Origin of the sequence: Pseudomonas frigoris (genome assembly GCF_047758635.1) — a bacterium.
Taxonomy (GTDB): domain Bacteria; phylum Pseudomonadota; class Gammaproteobacteria; order Pseudomonadales; family Pseudomonadaceae; genus Aquipseudomonas; species Aquipseudomonas frigoris.
Map to the genome: position 1 here is coordinate 1,950,870 of NZ_CP180479.1, position 16,374 is coordinate 1,967,243.

At 59.9% G+C, this 16,374-nt stretch carries 14 protein-coding genes; 8 read left to right on the forward strand and 6 right to left on the reverse strand.

Going from position 1 to position 16,374, the window contains the following annotated elements:
* Positions 1 to 80 precede the first annotated feature (80 nt).
* Together ACMXYH_RS08870 and ACMXYH_RS08875 are read left to right on the forward strand one after the other, a co-directional pair.
* On the forward strand, positions 81 to 1,385 hold the full coding sequence (locus tag ACMXYH_RS08870) for an IS4 family transposase (RefSeq protein WP_415764263.1): 1,305 nt from the start codon (positions 81 to 83) through the stop codon (positions 1,383 to 1,385).
* A 305-nt stretch (positions 1,386 to 1,690) separates the two neighbouring features.
* On the forward strand, positions 1,691 to 3,784 hold the full coding sequence (locus ACMXYH_RS08875) for an LTA synthase family protein (RefSeq protein ID WP_415766860.1): 2,094 nt from the start codon (positions 1,691 to 1,693) through the stop codon (positions 3,782 to 3,784).
* A gap of 63 nt (positions 3,785 to 3,847) precedes the next feature.
* Here the strand turns inward: ACMXYH_RS08875 and ACMXYH_RS08880 are convergent, their stop codons facing one another.
* On the reverse strand, positions 3,848 to 4,006 hold the full coding sequence (locus ACMXYH_RS08880) for a DUF3309 family protein (protein ID WP_172901242.1): 159 nt from the start codon (positions 4,004 to 4,006) through the stop codon (positions 3,848 to 3,850).
* Between ACMXYH_RS08880 and ACMXYH_RS08885 the strand changes: the two genes are divergently transcribed.
* The 4 genes from ACMXYH_RS08885 (at position 3,999) to csrA (ending at position 5,838) form a co-directional block, all read left to right on the forward strand.
* The gene (locus ACMXYH_RS08885; protein ID WP_129437380.1) at positions 3,999 to 4,214 is read left to right on the forward strand and encodes a hypothetical protein; all 216 of its coding nucleotides are present in this window, start codon (positions 3,999 to 4,001) and stop codon (positions 4,212 to 4,214) included. The two genes, ACMXYH_RS08880 and ACMXYH_RS08885, sit on opposite strands and share 8 nt — an antisense overlap.
* Positions 4,215 to 4,285: 71 nt before the next feature.
* The gene (locus tag ACMXYH_RS08890; RefSeq protein ID WP_415766861.1) at positions 4,286 to 5,101 is read left to right on the forward strand and encodes an SDR family oxidoreductase; all 816 of its coding nucleotides are present in this window, start codon (positions 4,286 to 4,288) and stop codon (positions 5,099 to 5,101) included.
* Positions 5,102 to 5,166: 65 nt separating this feature from the next.
* Complete coding sequence (locus ACMXYH_RS08895; protein ID WP_415766862.1) at positions 5,167 to 5,499, forward strand: YnfA family protein; 333 nt, start codon at positions 5,167 to 5,169, stop codon at positions 5,497 to 5,499.
* A gap of 153 nt (positions 5,500 to 5,652) precedes the next feature.
* On the forward strand, positions 5,653 to 5,838 hold the full coding sequence (gene csrA / locus ACMXYH_RS08900) for a carbon storage regulator CsrA (RefSeq protein ID WP_129437377.1): 186 nt from the start codon (positions 5,653 to 5,655) through the stop codon (positions 5,836 to 5,838).
* Between the two features lie 4 nt (positions 5,839 to 5,842).
* Here csrA and ACMXYH_RS08905 read toward each other — a convergent pair whose 3' ends face one another.
* The 5 genes from ACMXYH_RS08905 to mnmC form a co-directional block, all read right to left on the reverse strand.
* On the reverse strand, positions 5,843 to 6,070 hold the full coding sequence (locus ACMXYH_RS08905; RefSeq protein WP_003199186.1) for a YheU family protein: 228 nt from the start codon (positions 6,068 to 6,070) through the stop codon (positions 5,843 to 5,845).
* A 159-nt stretch (positions 6,071 to 6,229) separates the two neighbouring features.
* Positions 6,230 to 7,420, reverse strand: a complete 1,191-nt coding sequence (locus tag ACMXYH_RS08910) for an osmoprotectant NAGGN system M42 family peptidase (RefSeq protein ID WP_415766863.1) — start codon at positions 7,418 to 7,420, stop codon at positions 6,230 to 6,232.
* 175 nt (positions 7,421 to 7,595) lie between these two features.
* The gene (gene ngg, locus ACMXYH_RS08915) at positions 7,596 to 9,344 is read right to left on the reverse strand and encodes an N-acetylglutaminylglutamine synthetase (protein ID WP_415766864.1); all 1,749 of its coding nucleotides are present in this window, start codon (positions 9,342 to 9,344) and stop codon (positions 7,596 to 7,598) included.
* A 3-nt stretch (positions 9,345 to 9,347) separates the two neighbouring features.
* Positions 9,348 to 11,120 (reverse strand): N-acetylglutaminylglutamine amidotransferase, encoded by a 1,773-nt coding sequence (locus ACMXYH_RS08920; protein WP_134419112.1) that lies wholly within the window; start codon positions 11,118 to 11,120, stop codon positions 9,348 to 9,350.
* A 124-nt stretch (positions 11,121 to 11,244) separates the two neighbouring features.
* Positions 11,245 to 13,227, reverse strand: coding sequence for a bifunctional tRNA (5-methylaminomethyl-2-thiouridine)(34)-methyltransferase MnmD/FAD-dependent 5-carboxymethylaminomethyl-2-thiouridine(34) oxidoreductase MnmC (mnmC, locus tag ACMXYH_RS08925; RefSeq protein ID WP_415766865.1), 1,983 nt, complete (start codon positions 13,225 to 13,227; stop codon positions 11,245 to 11,247).
* A gap of 319 nt (positions 13,228 to 13,546) precedes the next feature.
* Here mnmC and pap point away from each other — a divergent pair, with 319 nt between their 5' ends.
* Positions 13,547 to 15,070, forward strand: coding sequence for a polyphosphate:AMP phosphotransferase (gene pap, locus ACMXYH_RS08930; protein WP_415766866.1), 1,524 nt, complete (start codon positions 13,547 to 13,549; stop codon positions 15,068 to 15,070).
* Positions 15,071 to 15,170: 100 nt separating this feature from the next.
* Positions 15,171 to 16,355: a thiolase family protein gene (locus ACMXYH_RS08935; protein ID WP_415766867.1), complete on the forward strand. Its 1,185-nt coding sequence runs from the start codon at positions 15,171 to 15,173 to the stop codon at positions 16,353 to 16,355.
* The last annotated feature ends 19 nt before the right edge of the window (positions 16,356 to 16,374 follow it).

Genomic DNA, 16,374 nt, shown 5'->3' on the forward strand with positions numbered 1-16,374 from the left:
CTCAAAACTCCAGTCAGGACGGCGAGACGATGTGGGCAGAAGTTTTAGCGCGGTTCGAGAAAAAAGCACCGGCCAGTGTCATGGCCAAATTGGTTTTGGAGCAGGCCGTTGCGGCAGAGTGGGTTGATCAGGTGTTCGAAGAACATCGTCAGCGCCAGTACCCGCGCGAGCTTTTGTTTTCGACCATTATTGAGCTGATGTCCCTTGTTTCTCTGGGTTTGCGGCCCTCCCTACACGCCGCCGCGCGGCAGATGGAGGATCTTCCCGTCAGCCTGGCGGCGCTTTATGACAAGGTCAGCCGAACCGAACCTGCGCTGTTGCGCGCGTTGGTAACTGGTAGCGCGCAGCGCCTGGCTCCGACGATTCAAGAATTGGGTTGCTCGGCCATTTTGCCTGGCTGGCAATTACGCGTCGTCGACGGCAACCATCTGCCTTCCAGCGAAAAACGTCTGGGCGCTTTGCGCCGCGAACGAGGTGCCGCCCGCCCTGGTTTTTCGGTCGTGGTTTACGACCCTGATCTCGACCAAGTCGTCGACCTTCAGCCCTGTGAAGATGCCTATGCCAGCGAGCGCGTCAGCGTGCTGCCGTTGCTGGAAAAGGCCACGGCGGGCCAGCTATGGATGGCTGATCGGCTCTACTGCACGCTCCCGGTCATGGAGGCCTGCGAAGATGCCGGCGCTTCATTCATCATTCGCGAACAAAGCAAGCATCCACGCCTGCTTAAAGAAAGCGACTGGCAGGAGCCTGTCCCGGTCGCAACCGGCAGCGTGCGCGAGCAAACCATCGAAGTAAAAGGCGGACGCCAGTGGCGGCGTGTCGAACTGAACCTGCAAAACCCCACCGAATCCGGCGACACCACGCTGTCCTTCTGGAGCAACTTGCCCGACACCATCAGCGCAGAGCAGATCGCCGATTTGTACCGACGTCGCTGGAGTATTGAAGGGATGTTCCAGCGTCTGGAATCGGTGCTGGACAGTGAAATCGAAACCTTGGGCAACCCCAAAGCCGCCCTGCTGGGGTTCGCGTCCGCCGTGTTGGCTTACAACGTTTTGTCCGTGCTTAAACGCAGTGTCGAACAGGCTCATTGCCAGACCCAACCCGAGGGCTGGGAAGCGTCGATCTTTCACCTGACGGTACAGGTTCGCAGCGGTTATGAGGGTATGCAAATAGCCTTGCCGCCAGAGCACTTATCCCTCCCCATCCCCGCAGGAGGGCTGGCTCAGTACCTGCTGACGCTAGCCCGAAACGTCCAGCCCAAAGCGGTCGCCAAAAGCAAACGAGGTCCGAAGGTGCTCAAGTCCAAAGAGTGGCTGGAGGGTAAGGCAGTGAATGCCCACGTGTCGACGGATCGGGTGCTCAAAGCCGCGAAAGTCAAAAGACCTTGAAAGGGCTGGCTGTAAAAGCGAAACCATAAGTCGCCATCACCGCAGCAACGGATATACACCCAATCAAAGTGCCCAGACCGAACCCACTATTTTGTTTCCGGATATCGCGTTGCACGAAATTTTCACAAAGCCTCCAAGACAATTCGCCCGCGCCAGACATGCCGGACAGTAATCAATGGCAATGCCGCGGTTGATCGTGCAACATTTGCGCACCGCGCAAGCCCCGGGGTCGAGTACTGGCCAACAGAGGGCAAGGTGCCGCTGTATTTTTTGAAACTTCAACTTCCAATGGGTCCTAAAACGACATGGCAAACCCGGACGCCCTGAGTCAGCAGCGAGCTTCTAGTCGCCTGCTGCAACCGACCGTCAAATCGCATCTGGCCTACACGCTGCTGTGTGCCCTGGTCATGATGGTCATGTTCAGCCTGCTGCGCGTTGCGCTGCTGGTATACAACCGCGAGATGATCCTCGACACCCCGGCCTCGACCTTTCTCGAAGCGTTCGCCAACGGTCTGCGTTTCGACCTGCGCCTGGTGGTCTACCTCAGCATTCCATTGCTGCTGGCGCTGTTCAGCGCCCGGGCGATGGCCGCACGCGGGTTCTTCCGGTTCTGGCTGACCATTGCCTCGAGCATCGCGCTGTTCCTCGGCCTGATGGAGATGGACTTTTACCGCGAGTTCCACCAGCGCCTCAACGGCCTGGTCTTCCAATATGTAAAGGAAGACCCGAAAACCGTGATGAGCATGCTCTGGTACGGTTTCCCGGTGGTTCGCTACCTGCTGGCCTGGGCCGTGGGCACGTTGATCCTGACCCTGGCGTTCAAGGGCGCCGACCGCGCCACCCGGCCTCGTGGCCCCTTCAGCGGCGGCAGCATCGGCACGCGCCAGATCGCCCCGTGGTATGCGCGCATCACGGTGTTCGTCGTCTGCCTGCTGGTTTGCGTGGTGGCCGCTCGTGGCACCCTGCGTCAGGGCCCGCCACTGCGTTGGGGTGACGTTTACACCACCAACTCGAACTTCGCCAACCAGTTGGGCCTCAACGGCACCTTGTCGCTGGTCGCCGCGGCCAAGAGCCGCATGTCCGAAGATCGCGACAACGTCTGGAAGGCCACATTGCCACAGCCTGAAGCGCAGAAAATCGTGCGTGACATGCTGGTGATGCCGGACGACAAACTGGTGGATGCCGAGACCGCCGCCGTGCGTCGCGATTACACGCCGCCGGCCGACAAGACCCTGCCGATCAAGAACGTCGTCGTGATCCTGATGGAAAGCATGGCCGGTCACTCGGTGGGCGCCTTGGGTGCACCGGGCAACATCACGCCGTACCTCGACAAACTGTCGAAGGAAGGCCTGCTGTTCGACCGCTTCTTCTCCAACGGGACCCATACCCACCAGGGTATGTTCGCCACCATGGCCTGCTTCCCGAACCTGCCGGGTTTCGAATACCTGATGCAGACGCCGGAAGGCAGCCACAAGTTGTCCGGCCTGCCGCAATTGCTCAGTGCCCGTAACTATGGAGACGTGTACGTCTACAACGGCGACTTCGCCTGGGATAACCAGTCGGGTTTCTTCAGCAACCAGGGCATGACCAACTTCATTGGTCGTAACGACTTCGTGAACCCGGTGTTCTCCGATCCGACCTGGGGCGTGTCCGACCAGGACATGTTCGACCGTGGTCTGGTCGAGCTGAAGGCGCGGGAAAACGGCAAGCCGTTCTATGCGTTGCTGCAAACCCTGTCCAACCACACGCCATACGCCTTGCCGACACCATTGCCGGTTGAGCGCGTGACCGATCGCGGTAGCCTGAACGAGCATTTGACTGCCATGCGCTACGCGGACTGGGCGCTGGGCCAGTTCTTTGAAAAGGCCCGCAAGGAGCCGTACTTCAAGGAAACCCTGTTTGTGATCGTCGGCGACCACGGTTTTGGCAACGAGCGCCAGATCACCGAAATGGACCTGGGCCGCTTCAACGTGCCGATGCTGATGATCGCACCGGGCATCCAGGAAAAGTTCGGCCAGCGTGACCATACCGTGGGCACGCAGATCGACATCGTGCCGACCATCATGGGCCGCATTGGTGGTGAAGTGCGTCATCAGTGCTGGGGGCGCGACCTGCTCAACCTGCCTGAAGGCGACACCGGTTTTGGCGTGATCAAGCCGTCGGGTAGCGAGCAGACCACCGCCATCATCACGGTTGATCAGATTCTGGTACTGCCGAAGGAAAAGGAAATGGCGCCGAAGATGTACCAGTACGAACTGGGCGCGACACCTCACGCCGAGATCGTTCCGGATGCACCGCGTACCGCTGAGCTGAAGCTCAAGCTCGAAGCGTTCCTGCAAACGGCGACCAAGAGCCTGATCGACAACACCGCCGGTGTGGTTGACGGCAAGCCGGACTAAGTCTTGATGCAATAAAAAAAGAGGCCCTTGAAAAGGGCCTCTTTTTTTTTGCCGGTTAAACCTTTATATCTTGCCGAGCAACAGCAGGATCAACAGCACCACCAACACGACGCCGATGATACCCGACGGGCCATAACCCCAACTTCTGGAGTGCGGGAACACTGGTAAACCACCAATCAGCAAGAGGATCAGGATTACGATAAGAATTGTGCCCATGTCTATTTCCTTGTTGGAAGTGTTCTGGAATACCTGGCGTTTAACTGTCAGCCGGGATGCTATAAAACCAGGCTGCTTACAAAATCCGACTGTCGCGCATGAAAGAAAATTCCAAGTTTTTTTAATGTTTTTCGAAGAAAGGCTTATTTCGTTTTTTGTTGTACTAGTTGGTTCAGTGTTTGCCACGGTTTGCTCGGGCCATTCAGCAATCTGATGGAGCGTGGGTCGGGCATTGTCCTTCGCTACACTCGATGCATCTTCCCCGGAACAACAAGGCTGTTTGCTATGCAAAATCGCATGATGATCACTGGCGCGGGCTCAGGCTTAGGTCGCGAAATCGCGCTGCGCTGGGCGCGTGAAGGCTGGCAGCTGGCCTTGTCGGATGTTAGCGAACCCGGTCTGCAAGAAACCCTGAAGCTGGTTCGCGAAGTCGGTGGCGACGGTTTTATCCAGCGTTGCGACGTGCGCGATTACAGCCAGCTGACCGCTTTCGCCCAAGCCTGCGACGAGAAACTCGGTGGCATCGATGTCATCGTCAACAACGCCGGCGTTGCCTCGGGCGGGTTCTTCAGTGAACTGTCCCTGGAAGACTGGGACTGGCAGATCGCGATCAACCTGATGGGCGTGGTCAAGGGCTGCAAGGCCTTCCTGCCACTGCTGGAAAAAAGCAAAGGCAAGATCATCAACATCGCGTCGATGGCAGCCCTGATGCAAGGCCCGGCCATGAGCAACTACAACGTGGCCAAGGCTGGCGTGGTGGCGTTGTCCGAAAGCCTGTTGATCGAGCTGGCGCAGGAGGAAATCGGCGTGCATGTGGTGTGCCCGTCGTTCTTCCAGACCAACCTGCTGGACTCCTTCCGTGGACCGACGCCGGCCATGAAAGCCCAGGTCGGCAAGTTGCTGGAAAGCTCGCCGATCACCGCGGCCGACATTGCCGACTACATCTATCAGCACGTCGCCGCCGGCGAATTCATGATTCTGCCCCACGAACAGGGCCGCATGGCCTGGGCGCTCAAGCAGAAGAACCCGCAATTGCTCTACGGCGAAATGACCGTCATGGCCGACAAAATGCGCGCCAAGGCCAAACAAACCGCAGGTTGAGCTTGCCCCCTACACAACACCGTCGTTAGGGTGGCCGCCATCGGCCATCCTCACGAGACGTTTGCATGCTCAATTACCTGTGGTTTTTTCTCGCCGCGCTGTTCGAAATTGCCGGCTGTTTCGCCTTCTGGATGTGGCTGCGCCAGGGTAAAAGCGTCTGGTGGGTCGTGCCGGCTCTGCTCAGTCTGACCTTGTTTGCGCTGCTGCTGACCCGCATCGAAGCGACCTACGCCGGTCGCGCCTATGCCGCTTACGGTGGCATCTACATCATCGCGTCGATCGGCTGGCTGGCGGTGGTCGAACGCATTCGTCCGCTGGGCTCGGACTGGCTCGGCGTGGCGCTGTGTGTGATCGGGGCCACTGTCATCCTTTTCGGCCCGCGCTTCTCCGCTTCCTGAAGGATCGGTCCTTCAATCAATGGGTTTGTAGGACGTTTCCATAGGAGCTGTTCAGCGCGCGCTGTAGGGCGGGACTGATTTGCTGCTGTCGCATTGTAGGTCCGCTGAGTGCAGGGCATCTTCAGGGTTCGATAACCCTGAAGGACGAATGCCATGCTTGTACTCAGTCGCGTTGTGGGCGAGTTGATTTCCATCGGTGACAACATTTCCGTGCGCATTCTTGCCGTCAACGGAGGCAGTGTGCGCTTCGGTGTCGAAGCACCGCAAAACGTCAACGTGCACCGGGCCGAGGTCTACGACCGCATCCAGGTCAAACTGGCGAAAAATAAAGGACGCTGAGGCCTCAGTCGAACAGGTGCTTGGGCACATCGTGCTTGAGCATCAACTGGCATTGCTCGCTTTCCGGGTCGAAGACAATCAGTGCCTGGCCCTTGGTCAATGCCTGGCGAACACGCAGAACACGGGTTTCCAGCGGCGTATCATCGCCGTTGTCCGTACCGTCACGGGTCACGAAATCCTCGATCAGGCGGGTGAGGGTGTCGACTTCAAGTTGGTCGTGGGGGATCAGCATAGGCACCTCGGCTAAACAATGGCGCGATGCTACGGCGGTTGAACGCACAGGACCAGTAGGAGCTGCCGCAGGCTGCGATCTTTTGATCTTTGGTGTCAGTTGCATCGCTGAAAATCAAAAGATCGCAGCCTGCGGCAGCTCCTACAGTTTTGCGTTCGCTTAGCTATCGTTACGCTGCCCTACGAGACTATCCACCGACGGCACCCGCGTATCGCTTTCCATCTGTGTGTCATGTTCGATCTGATGACTGAACCGGTCCAGCGACCCCTTGGCAGGTTGTGCATCGCTGGCAAACACCGGCGGGCTCAGAATGTAGGCGCCGAGCAGGCGGCTGAGGGCGGCGAGGCTGTCGATGTGGGTGCGTTCGTAGCCGTGAGTGGCGTCGCAGCCGAAGGCGAGCAGGGCGGTGCGAATGTCATGCCCGGCAGTGACCGCCGAATGGGCATCGCTGAAGTAGTAGCGGAACAGGTCGCGGCGCACCGGCAACTCGTTGTCACTGGCCAGGCGCAGCAGATGCCGCGACAGGTGATAGTCGTATGGTCCGCCGGAATCCTGCATTGCCACGCTCACCGCGTGTTCGCTGGAATGCTGACCCGGCGCGACCGGGGCAATGTCGATGCCGACGAATTCGCTGACGTCCCAAGGCAATGCCGCCGCGGCGCCGCTGCCGGTTTCCTCGGTGATGGTGAACAGCGGATGACAGTCGATCATCAGCTCTTCGCCACTGTCGACGATCGCTTTCAATGCCGCCAGCAATGCGGCAACACCGGCTTTGTCATCGAGATGTCGGGCGCTGATGTGGCCGCTTTCGGTGAACTCCGGTAAAGGGTCGAAGGCGACAAAATCACCAACACTGATCCCAAGAGAGTCGCAATCGGCACGGGTGGCGCAATAAGCATCCAGGCGCAATTCGATGTGATCCCAACTGATCGGCATTTCATCCACGGCGATATTGAAGGCATGCCCGGAAGCCATCAGCGGCAGCACGCTGCCACGGATCACGCCGTTGTCAGTAAACAGGCTGACCCGGCTGCCCTCGGCAAAACGGCTGGACCAGCAACCGACAGGCGCCAGGGTCAGACGGCCGTTGTCCTTGATCGCGCGAACCGCCGCGCCGATGGTGTCGAGGTGAGCGGAGACCGCGCGGTCGGGGCTGTTCTTCTTGCCCTTGAGGGTGGCGCGGATGGTGCCGCGACGGGTCATCTCAAAGGGAATGCCCAGTTCTTCAAGCCGCTCGGCGACGTAACGCACGATGGTGTCGGTGAACCCGGTCGGGCTGGGAATGGCGAGCATTTCCAGCAGGACTTTTTGCAGGTAGTTCAGATCCGGTTCCGGAATTTTGCTGGTCATGGAAACTCCTGATGAGTTGAGGCCATCGATGGTTTCGATGAAGGGAAAGAATTGTTGTTGTCTGTCAGGGCCCCATCGTCGGAACGCCGCCCGGACCAAGCCCGCTCCCACAGGGAATGCGGTCAAATGTGGAAGCGGGCTTGCTCGCGAAGGTGCCAGTCCAGGCACTACATCATTAAGAAACCGCCGGCTGACTGTGCGGAAACAACAAGTCCACAAACCGCTCAGCCGTCGGCTGCGGCTCATGGTTAGCCAACCCGGCACGTTCATTGGCTTCGATAAACACATACTCCGGCTGATCGGCAGCAGGCACCATCAGGTCGAGTCCGACCATCGGAATATCCAGCGCCCGTGCTGCACGCACCGCCGCATCCACCAAGGTCGGATGCAGGACCGCAGTGACATCCTCAAGAACCCCACCGGTGTGAAGATTCGCCGTACGCCGTACGAACAGATGCTCGCCCGCCGGCAGAATGCTGCTGTAGTCATAACCCGCCGCGTGCAAGGTGCGCTCGGTCTCATGGTCCAGCGGGATTTTGCTTTCACCGCTGGTAGCCGCCTGACGACGCCGGCTCTGGGCTTCGATCAGCGCACCGATGGAATGCTGACCATCGCCCACCACTTCTGCCGGTCGGCGAATGGCCGCGGCGACCACCTCAAAACCGATCACCAGAACCCGCAAATCGAGGCCTTCGTGGAAACTCTCCAGCAGCACGCGACTGTCGAACTGGCGAGCGGATTCGATGGCTTGCTGAACCTCTTCGATGGTCCGTAAATCCACCGCGACGCCTTGTCCCTGTTCGCCATCCAGCGGTTTGACCACCACCCGTTCGTGCTCGTCGAGAAACGCCAGGTTGTCATCGGCGTTGCCGGCCAGTTGCTGCGACGGCAGGTTCAAACCGGCGGCCTTGAGCACTTTGTGCGTCAGGCTTTTGTCCTGGCACAGGCTCATGCTGATGGCGCTGGTCAAGTCGCTGAGGGATTCTCGGCAACGCACTCTGCGCCCGCCATGGCTGAGGGTGAACATCCCGGCGTCGGCGTCATCGACTTGTACATCGATGCCGCGACGGTGAGCTTCCTCGACGATGATTCGTGCATAAGGATTGAACTCGGCCTCGGGACCCGGGCCCAGAAACAACGGCTGATTGATGCCGTTTTTGCACTTGATGGCGAAGGTCGACAGGTTGCGAAACCCCAGCTTGGCGTAAAGACTTTTCGCCTGCTGGTTGTCGTGCAGCACTGACAGGTCCAGGTAACTCAGCCCACGGCTCATGAAGTGCTCGATCAAATGCCGCACCAACACTTCACCGACACCCGGTCGTGAACATTGCGGATCGACCGCCAGGCACCACAGGCTGCTGCCATTTTCCGGATCGTTGAACGCCTTGTGATGGTTGAGGCCCATGACGCTGCCGATGATCGCGCCGCTGTCCTCATCTTCGGCCAGCCAATAGACGGGCCCACCCTGATGGCGCGGGGTCAGCAAACTCGCGTCGATCGGCAGCATGCCGCGCAACTGATACAGCTGATTGATCGCCTGCCAGTCCGCATCACTCTGGGCCCTGCGGATGCGAAAACCGCGAAACACCCGAGTGGACTGGCGGTAGTCACTGAACCACAGGCGCAAGGTGTCGGACGGGTCGAGAAACAACTGGGCCGGCTCCAACCCCAACACTTGCTGAGGCGCAGCCACGTACAGGGCGATGTCGCGTTCACCGGTCTGCTCGTTGAGCAGCTCTTGGGCCAGGCTCGCCGCATCCGGAAAGGTGTGGCCGATCAGCAACCGGCCCCAACCGCAATGCACGGCGATCGGTGCGGCGCCCAATTCACTGCCGTCTTCGGCCAGGCGTGCCTGCAAGCGTTCGTAAGAGGGCGCCTGACCGCGCAACAAGCGTTGGCTGTAGGCCGTGGCGTGGGGTTTCATCGATCAGATTCCTTGTTCGCTGAGCCACAGGTTCAGCGCCGCCAATTGCCACAGCTTGGAGCCGCGCAACGGAGTCAACTGGCCTTGCGGATCGGTCAGCAGGCGGTCGAGCATCTCCGGTTTGAACAGGCCGCGATCCTGACTCGGATCGAGCAGCAGTTCGCGCACCCAGTTCAGCGTATCGCCCTGCAAATGCTTCAGGCCCGGCACCGGGAAGTAGCCTTTCTTGCGATCGATCACTTCACTTGGAATGACCAGCCGCGCAGCTTCTTTCAAGACTTGCTTGCCGCCGTCCGGCAGTTTGAATTTGCCCGGCACGCGCGCCGACAATTCCACCAGGCGATAGTCGAGAAACGGCGTACGCGCTTCCAGACCCCAGGCCATGGTCATGTTGTCGACGCGTTTGACCGGGTCGTCCACGAGCATGATCGTGCTGTCCAGACGCAGGGCTTTGTCCACCGCTGCATCGGCACCGGGCTGTGCGAAATGTTCCTTCACGAAGTCGCCAGCGGCGTCATTCGCTGTCAGCCATTTCGGCTGCACGGTAGCGGCGTAGTCGTCGTAGCTGCGGTCGAAAAACGCATCGCGATAGGCGGCGTACGCATCATCGGCACCGTCGACTTGTGGATACCAGTGATAACCGGCGAACAGTTCGTCGGCACCCTGGCCGCTCTGCACCACTTTGCAATGCTTGGCCACTTCGCGGGACAGCAGATAGAAGGCGATGCAGTCATGGCTGACCATCGGTTCGCTCATGGCGCGAAACGCTGCGGGCAGTTGCTCGATGATCTCTTTTTCGTCGATGCGCAATTGGTGATGCTGGGTGCCGTAGTGCTTGGCGATCAGGTCCGAATACTGGAACTCGTCGCCGCGCTCGCCGCCGGCATCCTGGAAACCGATGGAGAAGGTCGACAGGTTTTCAACACCAACTTCACGCAACAGCCCGACCAGCAGGCTCGAATCGACACCGCCCGAAAGCAGAACACCGACGTCGACCGCCGCACGTTGACGGATCGCCACCGCGTCACGGGTGCTGTCGAGTACACGGTCACGCCAATCTTCGAGTGTCAGATTCATCTCGTCGGCGTGTGGGCCGTAGGGCAAGGTCCACCAGGTTTTCTGCTCGGTGGTGCCGTCCGCTTCGATGCGCATCCAGGTCGCTGGTGGCAGTTTTTCAATGCCGGCCAGCAAGGTGCGCGGCGCCGGAACCACCGCGTGGAAATTCAGATAATGATTGAGCGCCACCGGATCGAGGATCGGGTTGATGTCGCCGCCCTTGAGCAGCGCCGGCAACGCCGAGGCAAAGCGCAGGCGCTGGCCGGTGCGCGACAGGTACAGCGGCTTCACGCCGAGACGGTCGCGGGCGATGAACAGGCGTTTAGCGTCGCGCTCCCAGATGGCGAAGGCAAACATGCCGTTGAGCTTGGGCAGCAAGGCTTCGCCCCAGGCGTGATAACCCTTGAGCAGCACTTCCGTGTCACCACCGGAATAGAACGCGTAACCAAGGCTTTCAAGCTCGGCGCGCAGTTCGGGGAAGTTGTAGATCGCGCCGTTGAAGGCCAGGGACAAGCCCAGTTGGTTGTCGACCATCGGCTGCGCCGAGCCGTCCGACAGGTCCATGATTTTCAGGCGACGATGGCCCAGGGCAATCGGCCCTTGGGCATGAAAGCCCCATGCGTCAGGGCCACGAGGGGCCAGGTGATGGGTGATTCGTTCAACGGCCGCGAGGTCCGCAGGTTGATGATCAAAGCGTAACTCGCCAGCTAATCCGCACATAAATTCCTTACCGGTTTTTCCGTTGGGGAGGGTCAATCGATACCGCGCCAAAAACGGCGGGTACTCAGAAACTGACCCGGCTGAATCCCCGGAGTTTTAGACCAATAAGTTATAAGGCGCGCCGTCAGACTTTTCCGCGGATCAACTGGCGCACCGCGAAACGGTTGGGATGGCAGGCCTCGGCGACCGTTCTGGGCAAGGGCATAGGTTCGTTTTCGATCCATGCCGCGAGCAATTCACCCGACAGCGGCGCGGTGATCAGGCCGCGAGAACCGTGGCCGCTGTTGACGTAAAAACCCTCAAGCCAGGGGCAGGGAATGTCCGGCACTTGCCGGGCGTCCTTGCTCAGTACGGCGTAGGCGTTGGCGAACGCTGCTTGCTCGGCCAACGGGCCAACGATCGGCAGGTAGTCTGGACTGGTGCAGCGGAACGCGGCGCGTCCTTCAAGCTGTTGCGGGTCCAGTGCCTGTGCATGCAGTCGCGTGGCCAGATCGGGGGAGATTTCCTCGAGCAAGGCGAGGTTGCCGAGGTGTTCGGCGAGGGTTGGGGTCAGGTCATCGCTCTTGAAGTCGAAGCTGGCGCCGAGGGTGTGTTCGCCCAGTCGAGCGGGCGCCACATAGCCTTCGGCGCAGACGACGGTGGCCAGACTCTGGCTTTCAGGGGTTTGCGCCAGTCGGGTGATCTGGCCGCGGATGCGCTTGAGGGGCAGCTCGGCGCTGTGTGGAAAACGCTTGATCTCGGCGGCGCCGGCCAGGATCACCACGGGGGCACTGGCCAGCAAATCATCACCGTCCCAGGCCTGCCAATGATCATCAACCTTGCGCAGTTCCAGTACATCGCGATGGGGCAGCCACTGGATGTTCGCCGAAGACGCCTGCCAATGGCACAACGCCGGCGGATGAACCCAGCCACCTTCCGGGAAGAATAATCCGCCGTGCTCCAGGGCGATCCCGGCCTGAGACTGGGCTTGCGGTTGATCGAGCAAGTGCACCAGGTCCGGCGAAAAGGTTGCGGCCAATTGCGCCTGACGCTCGGCTTCCTTGGCGTTGAAGGCCAGTTGCAAGACCCCGCAATCGTCCCAGTCGACGCCCCGTTGCAGATGTTCCAGCAAGCGCCGGGTGTAACCGAAACCACTGACAATCAACTGCGACAACGCGGTGCCATGGGCCGACAGCTTGAGGTACAGCACGCCCTGTGGATTGCCCGAGGCTTCCTGCGCCAGCGCATCGTGACGCTCCAGCAGACTCACTTGCCAACCCCGCGCCGCCAGGCTGGCGGCGCTGGCGCAACCGGCCAGGCCGGCGCCGATCACCAAGGCACGACGTTCGCCGTTCAGCGGCGTTGGACGCGCAAACCACGGTTTAGCCAGGGCGGGCACCGGGACTTCCTCAGGCCAGCCGAGGAACACGCCTCGCAGGATTTCCCATTTGTGGCCAATGCCGGGCGTGCGCTTCATCTTGAAGCCCGCCGCATTCAGCAGACGGCGCACCCAGCCGGTGCTGGTGAAGGTGCTGATGGTCGAGCCGGGGGCCGCCAGACGCGCCAGTTCGGCGAACAGCTCGGCGGTCCACATGTCGGGGTTTTTCGCCGGGGCGAAACCGTCGAGAAACCAGGCATCGATCTGCGCGTCCAGTTGCGGCAATTGCTCCAGCGCATCGCCGATCAGCAGGGTCAGGGTTACGCGGCCGTTGTCCAGCACCAGGCGCTGGAAGCCTGGGTGGATTGCGACATATTGTGTCAGCAGTTGATCGGCAAACGGTTTGAGCTCCGGCCACAGGGCCAAGGCACGCTGCAGATCGGGCAGGCTCAGCGGGTATTTTTCGACACTGACAAAATGCAGCCGCGCCCCGGCCACCGCGTGCTGTTCGAACAGCTGCCAGGCGCAAAGGAAATTCAGCCCGGTGCCGAAACCGGTTTCGCCAATCACCAGTCGACCGCCGGCCGGCAACGCGGCGAAGCGTTCACGCAACGCGTTCTGTTCGAGGAACACGTAGCGGGTTTCGTCCAGCCCCGACAGATCGGAAAAATACACATCATCGAACACCCGCGAGCGCGGGAGCCCTTGGTCGTCCCAGTCGAGCTGGGCGTGGGGCAATACAGGTTTCATGGCAGGCTCGGCAACGGCAAGGCGGCCATTCTAGCCGATCGCCGGGACAGTGCTTGATCCATGGCAACGCGTGCGCCCGCAGATTCGCTGAAAATCTGTAGCAGCTGGCGCAGCCTGCGTTCGATCGCGCAGCGGTCGTAAATCCTGAGTTCACGTTTTACCTGAAAAAATGCATCGGCTGATTTTGCGACCGCTGCGCGATCGAACGCAGCCTTCGGCAGCTGCTACAAGACGCTATCGTTGCTGCGAAGTAAGGGATTTCTCCCACGGAAAACAACTCAATCCGCTAGTCTTGCTCAATCCTGGAAGGAGCCGTCCCATGTTCGAATCCGCCGAAATCGGTCACGCCATCGACAAAGAAACCTACGACGCCGAAGAACCGGCCCTGCGTGAAGCCTTGCTCGAAGCGCAGTTCGAACTTCACCAGCAGCGCCGCTTTCCGGTGATCATTCTGATCAATGGCATCGAAGGCGCCGGCAAGGGCGAGACGGTCAAGTTGCTTAACGAATGGATGGACCCACGCTTGATTGAGGTCCGCACGTTCGATCAACAGACCGACGAAGAGCTGGCGCGGCCACCGGCCTGGCGCTACTGGCGGATGCTCCCGGCGAAAGGCCGGATGGGGGTTTTCTTCGGCAATTGGTACAGCCAGATGCTGCAAGGTCGGGTTCATGGCTTGTTCAAGGACCCAGTGCTGGATCAGGCGATCAACCAGTCCGAGCGCTTTGAAAAAATGCTCTGCGACGAAGGCGCACTGATCTTCAAATTCTGGTTCCACCTCTCCAAGAAGCAAATGAAGGCGCGGCTCAAGGCCCTGGCGGATGACCCGCTGCACAGCTGGCGCATCAGTCCGCTGGACTGGCAACAATCGCAAACCTACGACAAATTCGTGAAATACGGCGAACGCGTATTGCGCCGTACCAGCCGCGACTACGCGCCTTGGCATGTGATTGAAGGCGTGGACGCTCATTACCGCAGCCTGGCGGTGGGCAAGATCCTGCTCGAAGGTCTGCAAAATGCTTTGACGCGACGCAAGGTCCATCCTGACAAGGTCAATGCTGCGCCGTTGTCCATCAGTGTCGATCAGCTCAACCTGCTCGACAGCCTGGATTTGACTCAGCGTCTGGACAAGGACGATTACGAAGAACAACTGATTACCGAGCAGGCGCGATTCTCCGGCCTGATGCGCGACAAACGCATGCGTCGGCACGCCTTGGTGGCGGTGTTCGAAGGCAATGATGCGGCCGGCAAGGGCGGGGCGATCCGCCGGGTCGCAGCGGCCCTCGACCCGCGTCAGTACAGCATCGTGCCGATTGCCGCGCCCACTGAAGAGGAGCGGGCGCAGCCGTATCTGTGGCGGTTCTGGCGGCACCTCCCGGCCAAGGGCAAGTTCACAGTGTTCGATCGTTCGTGGTACGGGCGGGTGCTGGTGGAACGCATCGAAGGCTTCTGCCCGCCGGCGGACTGGTTGCGGGCGTACAGTGAAATCAATGATTTCGAAGAGCAGATCACTGACGCCGGGGTGATCGTAGTCAAGTTCTGGCTGGCCATCGACAAACAGACGCAACTGGAGCGTTTCCAGGCCCGAGAAGAAATTCCCTTCAAGCGTTTCAAGATCACCGAAGATGACTGGCGCAATCGTGATAAATGGGACGACTACCGCGCGGCGGTCGGCGACATGGTCGATCGCACCAGCACCGAGATATCGCCCTGGACGCTGGTGGAAGCCAATGACAAGCGCTGGGCGCGGGTTAAAGTCCTGCGCACCATTAATCTGGCACTGGAAGAGGCTTTCGAAAAGTCTGACAAGCACGACAGGAAGGTGAAAAAGCCCAAGAAGTGAGCGATGGTTGCGCATACGCGGGGTGAATGATTGTCGCGGTCGTTAAACGGTGGACTTATGCTCGGTCCACTCACAACCGACAACAATAATGAGGTATGCCATGCGTGAAGTAGTGATCGTCGACAGCGTGCGGACCGGCCTGGCCAAATCCTTTCGCGGCAAGTTCAACCTGACCCGTCCGGACGACATGGCGGCCCATTGCGTCAATGCGCTGCTGGCGCGCTCGGGCATCGATCCGGCCAGCGTCGAGGATTGCATCGTCGGTGCCGGTTCCAACGAAGGTGGCCAGGGCTTCAACATCGGTCGCAACATCGCGGTGCTGTCGCGCCTGGGCACCGGCACTGCCGGCATGACCCTCAACCGTTTTTGCTCGTCGGGCTTGCAGGCGATCGCCATCGCCGCCAACCAGATTGCTTCGGGTTGCAGCGACATCATCGTCGCCGGTGGCGTCGAGTCCATCAGCCTGACCATGAAAAGCATCAACACCGACAACCTGATCAACCCGCTGCTCAAAGAGCAGGTGCCAGGCATCTATTTCCCGATGGGCCAGACGGCCGAAATCGTCGCTCGTCGTTACGACGTCAGTCGCGAAGAACAGGATCTGTACGCGCTGCAAAGTCAGCAACGTACCGCTCAGGCTCAGGCCGATAGATTGTTTGACGACGAAATCGTGCCAATGGCGGTGAAGTATCGGGTTGAAGACAAGGCCACCGGTCAGGTGCAGATCCTTGACGGCATCGTCGATCACGATGACTGCAATCGCCCGGGCACCACTCTGGAAAGCCTGGCGGGATTGAAACCGGTGTTTGCCGAAGACGGTTCGGTGACGGCGGGCAATTCTTCGCAGCTGTCCGATGGCGCGTCGATGACGCTGGTGATGAGCCTGGAAAAAGCACTGGAACTGGGGTTGAAGCCTAAGGCGTTCTTCCGTGGTTTCACCGTGGCCGGTTGCGAGCCGGATGAAATGGGCATCGGTCCGGTGTTCTCGGTGCCGAAGTTGCTCAAGGCCAAGGGTTTGCGGGTTGCCGACATTGATCTGTGGGAACTCAACGAAGCGTTCGCCTCGCAATGCCTGTACAGCCGCATTCGGTTGGAGATCGATAACGACAAGTACAACGTCAATGGCGGTTCGATTTCCATCGGCCATCCGTTCGGCATGACCGGTTCGCGTCAGGTCGGGCATCTCGTGCGTGAATTGCAGCGCCGCAACGTGCGTTACGGCATCGTCACCATGTGTGTGGGTGGCGGGATGGGGGCGACCGGGTTGTTTGAAGCGGTGCGTTAAGTCTGGGCGATTTGTGTTG